The organism is Hydrogenophaga taeniospiralis CCUG 15921, from assembly GCF_001592305.1.
GTDB lineage: Bacteria > Pseudomonadota > Gammaproteobacteria > Burkholderiales > Burkholderiaceae_C > Hydrogenophaga > Hydrogenophaga taeniospiralis.
Map to the genome: position 1 here is coordinate 23,474 of NZ_BCWR01000002.1, position 13,946 is coordinate 37,419.

The 13,946-nt window shown below is 67.6% G+C and carries 12 protein-coding genes; 4 read left to right on the forward strand and 8 right to left on the reverse strand.

Translation table 11 applies throughout. From position 1 onward, the window contains the following. Window positions 1-23: 23 nt before the first annotated feature. From HTA01S_RS03285 to HTA01S_RS03300, 4 genes are all read right to left on the reverse strand, one after another. Window positions 24-815 carry a quinoprotein dehydrogenase-associated SoxYZ-like carrier gene (locus HTA01S_RS03285; protein ID WP_068167166.1) on the reverse strand — a complete coding sequence of 264 codons (792 nt, stop codon included), beginning with the start codon at window positions 813-815 and terminating at the stop codon, window positions 24-26. A gap of 126 nt (window positions 816-941) precedes the next feature. Further along, a complete protein-coding gene (locus HTA01S_RS03290; RefSeq protein ID WP_245637991.1) occupies window positions 942-1,784 on the reverse strand; it encodes an ABC transporter permease in 843 nt (280 codons plus the stop codon). Further along, on the reverse strand, window positions 1,769-2,920 hold the full coding sequence (locus HTA01S_RS03295; protein WP_068167167.1) for an ABC transporter substrate-binding protein: 1,152 nt from the start codon (window positions 2,918-2,920) through the stop codon (window positions 1,769-1,771). The genes HTA01S_RS03290 and HTA01S_RS03295 overlap by 16 nt, the downstream gene beginning before the upstream one ends. A 134-nt stretch (window positions 2,921-3,054) precedes the next feature. Further along, the gene (locus tag HTA01S_RS03300; RefSeq protein WP_068167168.1) at window positions 3,055-4,053 is read right to left on the reverse strand and encodes a PQQ-dependent catabolism-associated beta-propeller protein; all 999 of its coding nucleotides are present in this window, start codon (window positions 4,051-4,053) and stop codon (window positions 3,055-3,057) included. Window positions 4,054-4,225: 172 nt separating this feature from the next. Between HTA01S_RS03300 and HTA01S_RS03305 the strand changes: the two genes are divergently transcribed. Beyond that, complete coding sequence (locus tag HTA01S_RS03305; protein WP_084235821.1) at window positions 4,226-5,272, forward strand: tripartite tricarboxylate transporter substrate binding protein; 1,047 nt, start codon at window positions 4,226-4,228, stop codon at window positions 5,270-5,272. A gap of 14 nt (window positions 5,273-5,286) precedes the next feature. Then, window positions 5,287-6,027, forward strand: coding sequence for an ATP-binding cassette domain-containing protein (locus tag HTA01S_RS03310; protein ID WP_068167170.1), 741 nt, complete (start codon window positions 5,287-5,289; stop codon window positions 6,025-6,027). A 4-nt stretch (window positions 6,028-6,031) separates the two neighbouring features. On the opposite strand, the gene HTA01S_RS03315 is transcribed toward HTA01S_RS03310, so the two are convergent. From HTA01S_RS03315 to HTA01S_RS03330, 4 genes are all read right to left on the reverse strand, one after another. Beyond that, window positions 6,032-8,140, reverse strand: coding sequence for a TonB-dependent receptor family protein (locus tag HTA01S_RS03315; RefSeq protein WP_068167171.1), 2,109 nt, complete (start codon window positions 8,138-8,140; stop codon window positions 6,032-6,034). A 140-nt stretch (window positions 8,141-8,280) separates the two neighbouring features. Then, window positions 8,281-8,676 carry a DUF779 domain-containing protein gene (locus HTA01S_RS03320; protein ID WP_068167172.1) on the reverse strand — a complete coding sequence of 132 codons (396 nt, stop codon included), beginning with the start codon at window positions 8,674-8,676 and terminating at the stop codon, window positions 8,281-8,283. Window positions 8,677-8,758: 82 nt separating this feature from the next. Further along, window positions 8,759-10,279 (reverse strand): acetaldehyde dehydrogenase ExaC, encoded by a 1,521-nt coding sequence (gene exaC / locus HTA01S_RS03325; RefSeq protein WP_068167173.1) that lies wholly within the window; start codon window positions 10,277-10,279, stop codon window positions 8,759-8,761. Window positions 10,280-10,512: 233 nt separating this feature from the next. Further along, the gene (locus HTA01S_RS03330; RefSeq protein ID WP_068167174.1) at window positions 10,513-11,283 is read right to left on the reverse strand and encodes a TOBE domain-containing protein; all 771 of its coding nucleotides are present in this window, start codon (window positions 11,281-11,283) and stop codon (window positions 10,513-10,515) included. A gap of 364 nt (window positions 11,284-11,647) precedes the next feature. Here HTA01S_RS03330 and HTA01S_RS03335 point away from each other — a divergent pair, with 364 nt between their 5' ends. Together HTA01S_RS03335 and HTA01S_RS03340 are read left to right on the forward strand one after the other, a co-directional pair. Continuing rightward, window positions 11,648-12,487: a c-type cytochrome gene (locus HTA01S_RS03335; protein WP_068167175.1), complete on the forward strand. Its 840-nt coding sequence runs from the start codon at window positions 11,648-11,650 to the stop codon at window positions 12,485-12,487. A gap of 68 nt (window positions 12,488-12,555) precedes the next feature. After that, window positions 12,556-13,935 (forward strand): cbb3-type cytochrome c oxidase subunit I, encoded by a 1,380-nt coding sequence (locus HTA01S_RS03340; RefSeq protein ID WP_068167176.1) that lies wholly within the window; start codon window positions 12,556-12,558, stop codon window positions 13,933-13,935. The last annotated feature ends 11 nt before the right edge of the window (window positions 13,936-13,946 follow it).

The window sequence follows — 13,946 nt, forward strand, 5'->3', positions numbered from 1 at the left end:
GATACCTCCGCCCTGCCCCGTACTCACGCTCCCACCTCGGCATCAATCCGGTTGCCATTGTTGTCGCGCCCCACCAGGCGCAGGCCACTGGTGGCTTGCTGAGGCAGCTCGAAGGTGATGAGCGGGTTTTCCGACACCGGCTCGTGCAGCGCCAGCTTCCACCAGACCTGGCCCGCGCCGTCCACCAGTTGCAGCTCTTCGATGTAGAAGGCCGGGATGCCGGCCACCAGCCCGGTGTCCATCGGGTGCATCACGCGCACGCGCAGGCGCCGGCTGCCTTCGAGCACGTTGTTGAAAAAGCGCGCCTGCACCTGGCCCAGGGTCTGGCTCCAGGAGCCGTCGGCCCGCGTGAGGCCGGGCACGGTGCAGCCGCCGCCCGCCGCCTGCACCCAGGTGCTGCCCACATGCCACTGACCGTCCTTCGTCTGCACGAAGGCGCGCACCGGCGAGGCCTGCTCCATGCGGATGCGAAAGGCCAGCATGGGCAGCGCGCGCAGGGGCTCGAAGTCCAGCACCTGGCGCACCGGGTTGCGGTCCACCGCCACGCGGATGCGCGCCACGCCACCGCCCACGGTGTTGAGTCCACGCGCGTCCACCAGGAGCGGCACGTTCATCGCATCGTCGGCAAAGGCCGGGCCTTTGACGATCACCACGTCGGAGAACTTGGCCGTGGCCTGGCCGATGGTCTGCTCGCGCAGACTGGGGTACTGCATGGAGCCCAGCGGGTCGCCACCGGTGGGGTCGTCTTGCGCGAAGGCCAATGGTCCGCAGGCCATGCCCACTCCCAATGCCAATACATCACGACGGGACGGCATCACTTGCATGTTGGTCAAGCCTACAAAAGCGCCGGAGCGCGTGCCCCAATCCAGGATGCGGTGGAACCGGCTTCGCCGGGCCACTCGCATCGCCCCCTGGGGGGTGGCGCGAAGCGACGCGGGGGGTCATCGTCTTGTCCAGCCGCGTTGCGGGTCGTAGCCCCAGAGCGCCGCCACAAAAAACACCGCGCTGCAGCCCAACACCACCGCCCAAGACAGCGCCGTGAACTGCCCTACCATGGCAAAGCGCATGACCTCCACCGCGTGGGTGAAAGGGTTCCACTCCGCGAGCTTGAGCAGCCACCACGCGCCCGACTCTTCGAGCTTCCACAGCGGGTACAGCGCGGGGCTGATGAAGAACATCGGGAAGATCACGAAGTTCATCGTGCCGGCGAAGTTCTCCAGCTGCTTCACGTAGACCGAGAGCATCAGCCCCAAGGCCGCCAGCAGGGTGGCGCCGCTGGCCATGGCCAGCAACAGGCCCGGCAGGTTCACCAACGGCACCTCCACGCCGAAGGCCCAGGCGATGGCGAAGAACACCGCCATCTGCAGCACCGACAGGCAGGTGCCCGCCAGCAGCTTGAAAGCCAGCAGCCAACCGCGCGCCAGCGGCGCGGTGAGCAAGAGGCGCATCACGCCCATCTCGCGGTCGTACACCATGGAGAGTGAGCTCTGCATGCCGTTGAACAGCGCGACCATGCCCAGGAGGCCCGGCACCATGTAGGCCTTGTATTCGATGTAGGTCTCGTAGGGCGGCTGAATGGCGACGCCGAACACGTTGTTGAAGCCGGCGGAGAACACCACGAACCACAGCAGCGGGCGCACCAGGGCCGAGCCCAGGCGCGTGGGCTGGCGCAGGAAGCGGTTGAGCTCGCGGCCCACCACGGCGCGCAGCGCGCGCAGCAGGTGCAGCGCCAGCGGCGGCGCCACGGGCAGGTCCAGCGGGGGGGTGGTCAGCGGTTCTTGCACGCGCTCTCCGGTTCGTCCACGCCGAGTGTGTCCAGCACGTCCGTGCGGTGCAACACGCCGTCGAGCGGCGCCACGCCGGCCACGCCGTCCACATGGCTCACGAACACCGGTTGGCGCAGCTGGCCGTCCCAGGCGCGAAACGAGAGCTTGCGGCCCTTGAAGCCGTCGAGCGTGACCCCGGCCCCGCGTAGCGCCTTGAGCTGCTGCGCCACCGGAGCCTTGGGCTGGTCCACCAGCACGGCCGCCACCGCGCGGCCGGCCATCCAGGCGGACCAGTCGTGGCCCTGCATGGGGCGCTGCGCGAGCTTGGCGAAGCGGCGGCTGAGCTGCGGGCCGCCGTAGCGTTCCCACTGCGGGTGCCAGGCCGTGGCCACCAGGCCGCTGGCGCCCACCACCGGGCGCGGCCACTGGGTGGCGTAGGGCACGGTGCGCGCGAACTCGCCGTCGCTGTCCATCACCGCCACGAACTCGTGCTCGCGCTCCCCAGTGAGCAGGCGCGTGTTGCCCAGGTCGCGCTCGCGCGGGTCGCCGGTGAGCTTGAACGGCTTGTGCTGCGTGAGCTTGATGCCGAAGCGTTTGGCCGAGCGGTTGAAGGCATCGGTCATCAGCGCGTCGCCCGGCAGCGGGCCCTGCAGCAGCAGCGCCTTGCGCCAGTTGCGCGCCGCGAGGTACTGCGCCAGCGCATCCGACAGCATGGCGCGGCTGGGCAGTGTGTGCAGCAGGTGGGCGGCGCACTGAGCGCCGCGCAGGCTGTCGTCGTCGAGCCCGGTGTTGAACACCACCGCCCCGCCCAGCGCGGCGGGCGCGGCCTGCACCAGTTGCCGCAGCTCGGCCAGCGGCAGATCGGCCACCAGGTGCTGCACCTTCGACGCCTTCAGCTCGGCCAGTGCCTTGGGCAGCGCGGCGACGTTGGGCAGCACCACGTCTTTCACCACCAGCTCCAGCCCGGCCGCGTCGAGTTCAAACGCCGAATCCTCGGCCGCGAGCCGCACGCCGTCGATGGCCCGACCCGTCGGATGACCCGGATAGGCCTTCTCCATGCGCCGCGATGCATGCCGCGGATCACCGTCGAGCGACACCACGGCGATGGTGATCTTGGTGGCAGCGAACGCTGGAGCTGAAAACAGACCAGCCATTCCCAGCAACGCCAACCCGGCAGCACGCCACAGCCCCCAACCGGGAATGCCGCGGAACTGGCTTTGCCAGGCCGCAGGCATTGCCCCCCTGGGGGGGTATGCGGCTACGCGCAGCGAGCAAGCAACGGGGGGGGTCATTTCGTGACCAGGATGGTGTGTGGCACCCGACCCGCCGGCACCGTCCGGATCGCCTTGGCGCTCGCCGCGTCGATCAGCGTCATGTCGTCCGACAGGCCATTGCTCACATACAGGGTCTTGCCGTCGGGGGCAAAGCCCATGCCCCAGGCGCGTTTGCCCACCAGCACCTGGTTCTTCACGGCCTTGCTCGCCACGTCCACCTCGGCCACGTGGTTGGCCCGGCCCAGGCCCACCCACATGGTCTTGCCGTCCGGGCTCAGCACCATGCCCACGGGGGTGATGTCGGTTTCACGCATGCCCTTCACCGCAAACCGGATCTTCTGCTTCTCGGTGTGGGTCTTGGTGTCGACCACGCTGACCGAGGCGTCGAGTTCGTTCGTGACCCACAGCTCGGCGCCACCAGCGGCCAGCATGAAGCGGCGCGGGCGCTTGCCCACCTTGATGTTCTTCGTGACCTTCTTTGTGCCCAGGTCGATCACATGGACCACGTTGGCCACCTCAGAGGTCACGTACGCGGTCTTGCCGTCGGGCGTGACCAGCACACCCTCGGGCTCGCCGCCGGTCTTCACCTCGAACAGCGGCTTCTTGCTGGCGATGTCGTAGGCGGCCATCACGTTGTCGTCTTCGATCGACACGTAGACCGTCTTGCCGTCGGGGCTAAGGGCGAACATCTCGGGGCTGTCGCCCAGGGGCACGGTGTCGGTCAGCTTGCCGCTGGCCAGGTCCACCACTCCCATGGCGTTGCTGTCGCCACAGATCACCAGGATCTGCTGGCCGCCGGCGCCAAAGCGCATGTCGCGCGGACGCTTGCACACGTCGATGGCGCCGGTGCGCTCACCCTGCACGTCGAACACGTAGATCTTGTGGTCCTTCTCGCTGGACACATACACCGTGCCTTGCGCCAGGGCAGCCCCCGATGCGGCGCCGAACGCAATCCCCAGGGCCAGCACGCGCAGGGCGCGGTGGACGAACGACGAGCCCAAAGGCCTTTGCATGGTGTGTCTCCGACATGTTGTGTGTGGCGATGCCCGGTGCTCGTGCGGCACCTGTGGCATGGGTGTGCAAATTCGATGCCAGCGGCGCATGGGAATGGAAATTGCCTGCTCAGGCCCCAAACACCCGCGACAAGCCCTCGCGGCTACGGACAAACCCTGAGACAAACCACCCATGGCCACGACCCCACTGCCCCACGTTGCACCCGACTGTTCCAGTCTGCAACACTCCCCCGTGACACGCCGGCGCTGGCTGGGCTGGAGTCTGGCGCTGGCGGCCTCGCCCGCCCTGGCCTCGCCGGCACAGCCCGGCGCCTCTCTGCCCTGGCCCAACCGGCCCCTGCAGCTCATCGTGCCCTGGCCCGCGGGCGGCCAGACCGACCTCACGCTGCGCGTGCTGTGCGAAGAAGCCGCGCCGCTGCTGGGCCAGCCCATCGTGGTGATCAACAAGCCCGGCGCGGCCGGCACGCAGGTGGCGCCGCTGCTCAAGGCCGCCGAGCCCGACGGCCACACCATCGGCCAGGTGCCGATCACGGTGTACCGCCACGCGCTCATGAACGCCGTGCCCTGGGACCCGGTGGCCGACTTCAGCCCCATCCTGCAGGTGTCGAGCGTGACCTTCGGCATCCTGGTGCCGGCGAGCAGCCCCTGGCACAGCCTGGCCGAGCTGGTGGACTGGGCGCAGAAGCACCCGGGCGAGCTGATCCTGGGCTCCACCGGCATCGGCACCACCGCCCACCTGGCGATGGAGGAAATCCTGCTGCAGCACGGCGTGCGCTATGTGCACGTGCCCTACAAAGGCACGGCCGACCAGATGCTGGCCGTGGCCGGCGCGCAGATCATGGCGGGGGTGAACTCCACCGGCTTCGCGCCCTGGGTGGATCAGGGCAAGATCCGCCTGCTCGCCACGTTCAATGCCCAGCGCAGCCCGCGCTGGCCCGAAGTGCCCACGCTGCGCGAGCTGGGCTACGAGCAGGCGGTCTACACCTCGCCCTGGGGCCTGGCCGCGCCGCACGGCACGCCCGAAGCGGTGGTGCAGAAACTGCACGACGTGTTCCGCCAGGCCATGTTCTCCGAGCGCCACCAGGCCGCCCTGGCCCGCTACGATCAGACGCTCGACTACCTCGACACACACAGCTACCGCCAGGCGGTGCTGAACACGGTGGAGCGCGAGAAACGCCTGCTCAAGCGCATGAACCTGCTGGCCCACCCCGCGAACTGACGCCCAGACCCACCATGACCACGCCCCCTTTGCTGACCGCGCAGGACCTGCACAAGGCCTACAACGGCAAGCCCGCGCTCCAGGGCGTGAGCCTGGCCCTGCGCCCGGGCGAGATGGTGGCCCTGCTCGGGCCCAACGGCGCGGGCAAATCGACCCTGCTGCAGTTGCTGACCGGTCTGTTCAGCCCGGACCGCGGCCAGATCACCGTGCTGGGCCACGACATGCGGCGCCACCCGGCCCGCGCCCTCGCCGGCCTGGGCGTGGTGTTCCAGCAGAGCGCGCTCGACATGGACCTCTCGGTACTGGCCAACCTGCTGTTCCACACCGACCTGCACGGCCTGCCGCGCGCCACCGCGCGCCAACGCATCACCGCCGGCCTGGCCGCCGTGGGCCTGGGCGACCAGGCCAAGGCCGTGGTGCGCAGCCTCTCGGGCGGCACGCGGCGCAAGGTGGAGCTGGTGCGCGCCCTGCTGCACGAGCCGGCCGTGTTGCTCATGGACGAGGCCACCGTGGGCCTGGACCCGGCCTCGCGCCAGCACCTGCTCGACACCGTGTGCGGCCTGTGCCACACCCGCGGCATGGCCGTGCTCTGGGCCACCCACCTGATCGAAGAAGCCAAGGTGGCCGACCGCCTGGTGCTGCTGCACCAGGGCACGGTGCGCTTCGACGGCGCCATCGACACCTTCATGCAGGCCTCGCAGGGCGCGGACTTCCAGACGGAAGTGCTGCGCGCCCTGGAAAAACCGGGGCTTTGAAGCCTCAGCCGCCGAAAGCGTAGCTGGCGGTCAGCCCGATGCTCCAGTTGCGCCCCGGCGCCGGCTCGAAGTAGCGGCGGTTGCCGTCGTTGGCCACCACCGAGCCCACATAGGCCTTGTCGGCCAGGTTGTTGACGCGCACGAACTCGCGCAGGCGCCAGCCGCCGAGCTTCTGCTCCAGCCCCATGCGCAGGTTGAACACGGTGTAGGCCTGCGTGCGGTCGCTGTTGAGGTCGTCCACCCACATGCCGCCCTGGTGCACCGCTTCCAGCGCGCTGGAAAAGCCCGGCAGCGCCGCGGGCCGCCAGGCCAGTTCGCCGAACACGCTGCGGTTCACCGTGCCCGGGATGCGGTTGCCCGCCGCCACCGTGTCGCCCCCGCTGGCGGCAAAGGCGTCGACGAAGCGGGCGTTGAGCGTTGACAGCGCCCAGTGCGTGCTCCAGGCGGGCGTGAGCTGGCCGGTGTAGGCCAGTTCCAGGCCGGTGCGGCGGGTCTTGCCGGCGTTGGTGTAGATGGTGCGCCCGCCGCTGCTGGACGCCACCACGATCTCGTCCCGCGTGCCGATGTGGAACGCCGCCACGTCCAGGCGGTGGCCCTCGGCCAGCCGGGTCTTCAGGCCCAGCTCGGCGTGCGTGCTCTTCGCGGCGGCCAGCGCCAGGTTGGGGCCGCTGGCACCGGCGGTGTAGGCGCTCTCGGTGAGGGTCGGGGTCTCGAAACCGCGGCCGACGTTGAAGTACACGTTGGTCGCTTCGCCCCAATGGCGGGTGACGCCCAGCACCGGGCTGGTGGCGCTGAAGTGCGTACGGCCGCTGTCGTCGGGGTTGTCCGTGGTGATGAAATGGTCACGCACGCTGAAGTTCACCCGGCTCGCGCGCAGCCCGGCCACGGCGCTCCAGTCTTCGTTCACGAACCACTGGGCCTGGCCGTAGACGCCGGTGCTGTCCACCGCGTCGTCTTCGTCGCGTTTGAGCGCGCCCTGCGCACCCCGGTTGTTGATGAAGCCCAGCCGGTGTTCGCTCATGCGGTCGTGGTCCAGCCCCAGCGTGGTTTGCACCTGCCCCTGGCCGAGCGCGAAGCGCTGGCTGTACTGCAGGCCCACACCGTTGTAGCTGCGGTCCAGCTGCACGATGCCGCCCGCGGCCGTGGGCGCTTCCTGCACGAAGAGCGGAATGGACAGGCGGTTGTCCAGCTTCCGCTGGCCGGCGTAGACCCGCGCGGTGAGGCTGCGGTCTTTATCGATGCGGTGCTCGGCGACCAGGCCGACCTGGTTTTGCGACACGTCCTTGCCGGCCTGGTATTCGAGCGAGCGGGCCTCGGTCTGGCGCGGGTTGGCCTCGAACTGCGCGCGCGTGAGCCCCAGCGGGTCGCCCGACTCGGGCTGGTCGAAGGCGTTGGCCACCAGGGTGTAGCGCGTGTCCTCGCTCGCCTGCAAGCGCAGCTTGGCGTTGAGGTGGCGGCGCTGCGCCGCGCTGTTGGGGCGCTGGCCATCGGTCTCGAAACGGCTGACGTCGATCAGGTAGTTCAGCGCGCCGCTCTGGCCGCCCGCGTTGAGCCCGTAGCGGCGCAGGCCGTCGGAGCCCGTCACGAGCGAGAAGCCGGCTTCGGGCGTGGCCGGGCCGTCGGCCGTGAACACCTGCACCACGCCGGCCGACGAGTTGCCATAGAGCTGGGCCAGCGGGCCGCGCAGCACCTCGATGCGCTGGGCCGACGACAGGCTGATGGTGGAGGCCTGGCCCTGGCCGTCGGGCATGGTGGCGGGGATGCCGTCAACGATCAGCCGCGCGCCGCGGATGCCGAAGGGCGCGCGCGAACCTGAGCCGCGGATGGACAGCTGCAGGTCCTGCGCGTAGTTCTGCCGGTTCAGCACCGTGACACCGGGAATGCGGTTCAGTGATTCGGAAAGGTTGACCTGCGGCCCGGCAGCCTCGATGGTCTCGCGGCCCACGCCCTGGATGGCGGCGGGTGCGTCAAAGCTCTGCTGCTCGGCCCGGTTGGCCGTGACCACCACTTCCGACAGCGTGGTCTCGGCGCTGGCGGTCAGGGGTGCGGCCGCCCAGGCCAGGGCCATGGCCGCCGCCAGGCGCGTGCATCGCGGAGTGTTGCGGGGGTTCATACGTGTGTCTCCTGTCGTGGGGTGGTGTCCACCATCGTTGTTCGCATGGCGGGGCTCTTTTTTAAACATGCATTCTGGATACAAGTTCTATGCCACCGGACCCTGCGCCGAAATGGAACACCCTGCGCCACCCCCCGAATTCAGCGGAGCACCGCCGGGCCCGCGCCGGCTTGCTCTTCCGCGTCCAGTTCGGCCATCTCGGCTTCGCTGAACACCCGCGAGCGCGTGTGGAAGGCCTTGCCCTCCGGCCCTTCGAGCGAGAAGGTGCCGCCATGGCCCTCGATCACGTCGATGATGAGCTGGGTGTGGCGCCAATACGCGTATTGCGCCTTGCCGATATAGAACGGGCACCCCCCGATGTCGCCCAGGTACACGTCGCCCGCGCCGGTGGTGATCTCGCCCAGCAGGTAACAGTTGGCCGCGCTGTTGTCGCAGCAGCCACCGCTCTGGTGAAACATCAGCCCAGGGCCATGCTTGGCCTTGAGGCTTTCGATCAGCTCCACTGCGGCCGGCGTGGCAATGACTTTTTCAACCATGTCTGTCTCCTTGTTCTGAAAAGCCAAAAAGGGGAGCCGTTGCCGGCTCCCCTTCTCACTCACTGTCTCTGGTCTTGTCGGATCAGAAGAAGCCCAGCTTGTTCTCGCTGTAGCTGACCAGCAGGTTCTTCGTCTGCTGGTAGTGGTCCAGCATCATCTTGTGCGTCTCACGGCCGATGCCCGATTCCTTGTAGCCACCGAACGCGGCGTGTGCCGGGTAGGCGTGGTAGCAGTTGGTCCACACGCGGCCCGCCTTGATGGCGCGGCCCATGCGGTAGGCCACGTTGCCGTTGCGGCTCCACACGCCGGCGCCCAGGCCGTACAGCGTGTCGTTGGCGATCGCCAGGGCTTCGGCCTCGTCCTTGAAGGTGGTCACGGCCAGCACCGGGCCGAAGATCTCTTCCTGGAAGATGCGCATCTTGTTGTGACCCTTGAACAGCGTGGGCTGCACGTAGTAGCCGCCTTCCAGATCGCCGCCCAGGTGGGCCTGGCCGCCGCCGATCAGCACCTCGGCGCCTTCGGCCTTGCCCAGCTCCAGGTACGACAGGATCTTGGTCAGCTGTTCCTTGGAAGCCTGCGCGCCCATCATGCTTTCCGAGTCCAGCGGGTTGGCCTGCTGGATGGCGGCCACGCGCTTCAGGACACGTTCCATGAACCGGTCGTAGATGGATTCTTGAATCAACGCGCGGCTCGGGCAGGTGCAGACCTCACCCTGGTTGAACGCGAACAGCACCAGGCCTTCCACGCACTTGTCGAGGAAGGCATCGTCCTTGTCCATGATGTCGGCGAAGAACACGTTGGGGCTTTTGCCGCCCAGTTCCAGCGTGGCCGGGATCAGGTTGTTGGCGGCGGCCTGGGCGATCACGCGGCCGGTGGTGGTGGAGCCGGTGAAGGCGATCTTGGCGATGCGCTTGCTTTGCGCCAGCGGCATGCCGGCTTCACGGCCGAAACCGTTCACGATGTTGAGCACGCCCGGGGGCAGCAGGTCGGCGATCAGCTCGGCCAGGATCAGGATGGAGATCGGGGTGGACTCCGCGGGCTTGAGCACCACGCAGTTGCCGGCACCCAGCGCGGGGGCCAGTTTCCAGGCCGCCATCAGGATGGGGAAGTTCCAGGGAATGATCTGGCCGACCACGCCCAGCGGTTCCTGGATGTGGTACGCCACGGTGTTCTCGTCGATGTTGGACAGGGCGCCTTCCTGGGCACGCACGCAACCGGCGAAGTAACGGAAATGGTCCACGGTGAGCGGGATGTCGGCGTTCAGCGTTTCGCGGATCGCCTTGCCGTTGTCCACCGTCTCGGCGTAGGCCAGCAGTTCCAGGTTCTGCTCGATGCGGTCGGCGATCTTCAGCAGGATGTTGGAGCGCGTGGCGGCATCGGTCTTGCCCCAGGCATCGGCGGCGGCGTGCGCGGCGTCGAGCGCGAGTTCGATGTCTTCGGCGGTGGAACGCGCGGCCTGCGTGTAGACCTGGCCGCTCACGGGCGTGATCACGTCAAAGTACTGGCCCTTGCACGGCACAACCCATTTGCCGCCGATGAAGTTGTCGTAGCGCGGTTTGTAGGCGATTTTGGCGCCGGCGGCGCCAGGAGCTGCGTAGATCATGTGATGTCTTCCTCTGTGAAGGTGGATGAAATGGGTATCAGCCGAAGGGGCTGCCTTCACTGCCACAACTTCCGTGCCACCACCACAAAGCGACTCAAACTGAGACGATTGCTCACTTTTTTGACAACACAAAGTGAAGGGTTGCGCCATTCAGGCCCACACCGCAGCGCACTGTGCCAGCCTGGTACGGCACACCCGTTCATATGAACGAGGGTGCCAACGCTGGATGCCGGTTACCCCGCCAGACCGATCACCAGCGACGAAACGCCCATCGAAGCCCAGGCCTGCTGCCCCTTGCGCGCCGCGAACGGACTCTCCCCAAAGCCCACCCACTGACCACCCCCATCCAGCGCGAGCACCACCTCGTCACGCCCCTGCCCGCGCGCCAGGCGCTCGATGCGACCGGGCAGCACACACTGGCCGGGCGTGTCTTCCACCTCACCCCGGCCGACCCGCACCGCCGTGGCCTTGCACAACACCAGCGCCTCCAGCCCCGCGCGCAGGCCCAGCAGGTCGGCGCTCTCACGCGTCACGCTCGACGTGAGCAGCGCCTGCCCCGGCGTGCGCAGCCGCACCAGCACCGTGGGATCGCCCTGCCCCAGCGGTTCCACCGCCTCGACACGGCAAGGCAACTGGTTGCGCATGCTGGTGCGCAAACCCAGACCGAATGGCAGACCAGAAGACCCGCCAGCAAAGCGCGACAGCACGGCCTCGCGCGCCTGGGCCAGCTCGTCGGCCAGTTGCAGCAGCTGCAGCCCCTGCGCCGTGATGCGCGCCCCACCCCCGCCCGCCCCGCCCACCGTGCGCTCCACCAACGGCACGCCGCTCAAGTTGGTGAGTGTGTCAATGGCCTGCCACGCGGCCTTGTAGCTGATGCCCGTGTCACGCGCCGCCTGCGAGATGGAACCCGTCTCACCCACCCGGCGCAGCACCTCCAGGCGCTTGTCGCTGATGGCGTGGCCTAGGGCTTCGGAGAGGGCGGCGTGGAGCGGGGGCGGGGTCATGGTGGGATTGTTCCACGGGACTTCAGGGCCATGGGAGGGCGCTGGTTCCTGGCCACCCCTTTCGCGCAAATGGGAAGACCTCGGTCAGCGGTCACGAACACGCCTGCATGTGAGCAACCTTGGCTATGTTCGCTTGCGCACAGATGATGAGAAGCGACCTCGTCAACATGCACCGTCTGCCGGCCTCTCTCACCCCCGAGGGAACGCGGGCTCAACCGTCGAGGTGCTCCCCATGACCGCGTACCGAAGTCTCAAGGTGTTCAGCCATGTCGTGCTCGGTCTGATGCTTGCCGGTATCGCGTACGCCAGCACCATCAGCGTCATCTACTGGACGGGCATCAGCGTCTGACGCCGGTGCGGCCCTATGAACAAGCGTCAGGCACGTTACTTCGCGATCGGCTCAACCCTGCTCGCCACACTGGTCTTCCTCGGTCTCACCATCGACAGCCACCGCCAGTTCCCGAAACTGACCAACGCGCAGAACATCACGCCCGAGGTCACCCTGGGCAAGAACGTCTGGCACAAGAACAACTGCATCAACTGCCACACCATCTTCGGTGAAGGGGCGTACTACGCCCCCGACCTCACCAAGATCGCGCAGCAGCGCGGCGCACCCTACCTGCGGGCCTTCCTGAAAGACCCGTCGAAGTTCTACGACGAGCAGCGCCACCGCCGGCTGATGCCCCAGCAAGACCTGAGCGATGCCGACATCGACGGCCTGATCGCGTTTCTGGACTGGGTGAGCAAGGTGGACAACCAGGACTGGCCACCGCGGCCGATCATGGTCACCGGCTTGGGCGCAGCGGGAGGGAACGCCGCAAGCCCCGCAGCCGCTGCGGGATCGGCGGCTGCCGCGACCGCTTCCGACAAAAACCCGGTGGCCCTGGGCGAGCGTGTATTCAGATCTGCCGCACCCGCCTGCACCGCCTGCCACTCCCTCACGCCCGGGGCCGACATGGCGGGCCCCTCGCTGGCCGGTATCGCCACGCGCACGCAGGAGACGCTGGCTTCTCCCAACTACAAGGGCTCGGCCACCGACCTGGCGACCTACATCCGTGAATCCATCACCCATCCCAGCGCACACCTGGTCGCGGGCGCGATGTACTCGGCCAACGGGGTTTCGTTCATGCCCAACACCTATCAAAAAGACCTGACACCCGAGCAGCTGGCCCACCTCGCGGCCTACCTGGCGACCTTCAAGTAACGGGCGTCGAAGCCGTCCAGCCCACACAGGCCGCGGTCCACCGTCGCCACTTCTGCAGGAGTTTTGACATGCGCTACAGGTCTCAATCGGTTGCCTACTGGTATTTCGCCGTGGCCATGGTGCTGTTCGGGCTGCAGCTGGTGTTTGGCCTGCTGTCGGCCGCCAAGTACCTCGGCCCCGATCCGCTGCTGAACATCCTGCCGTTCGATGTGACCAAGGTGATCCACACCAACCTGCTGATCGTGTGGGTGCTCACCGGCTTCATGGGCGCCACCTACTGGATGGTGCCCGACGAATCTCGTACCGAGCTCTACAGCACCAAACTCGCCTACGTGCAGCTGGGCCTCTGGACCCTGATGGGCGTGACCGCCGTGGTGGGCTACCTGTTCCGCTACGGCACCGGCAACAAGCTGCTGGAACAGCCCCTGCCGCACAAGATCGTCATCGTGATCTGCATGCTGATCTTTCTCTACAACATCGGCATGACGATCTGGCGCTCCAAACGCTTCACCACCACCGAGGGCGTTCTGGTGCTCGGCCTCGGCCTGGCCGCGCTGCTGTACCTGCCCGCGCTGCTGGAATACGAAAACTACACCGTGTCCATCTACTACCGCTGGTGGACGATCCACCTCTGGGTCGAGGGCGTGTGGGTGATGATCCAGGGCGGCTTCCTGGCCTACCTGCTGATCCGCCTGTCCGGCGCCGACCGCGAGGTGATGGAGAAGTGGCTCTACGTGATCGTGGGCCTGGTCTTCATCGCCGGCATCCTGGGCACGGCGCACCACTACTACTGGGTGGGCGTGCCGTCGTACTGGCTGCCCATCGGCGGCGTCTTCAGCGCGCTGGAACCTGCCGCGCTGGTGGGCATGGCCATGTTCGCGTATTCGGCCATGCGCCGCGCCGGCCTCTCGCACCCCAACACGCTGGCCTTGCACTGGACCATCGGCAGCGCGCTGTTCACCCTGTTCGGGGCCGGCCTGCTGGGCCTGGCGCACACCTTCCCCGACGTCAACAAGTGGACCCACGGCACGCTGATCACCGCCATGCACGGCCACGCCGCCTTCTACGGCGCCTACGCCATGATCGTGCTCGCGATGATCACCTACGCCCTGCCGGCCATGGTGCCGGGGCGCAGCGAACAGGGCAGCAGCCTCGGCTACTGGGCGTTCTGGATGCAGGTCGGCGGCATGTTCGGCATGACGCTGTCGTTCGCCACCGCCGGCATCGCGCAGGTCTACCTCGAACGCATCATGGGCATGGGCTACCTCGACGCGCAGCTGAAGATCCAGGTGCACTTCGTGATGCTGATCGCCACCGGCTCGCTGTTCGCGATCGGCGTGGGGCTGTTCATCTACGACTTCTTCCGCCATGCACCGCGCTTCGATGTCGAGACGGACCCCACTGCACCTCGCTCGCCCAAGGTCGAAGCCATCTTGTCAACCCTGTGAGTGACCCCTTG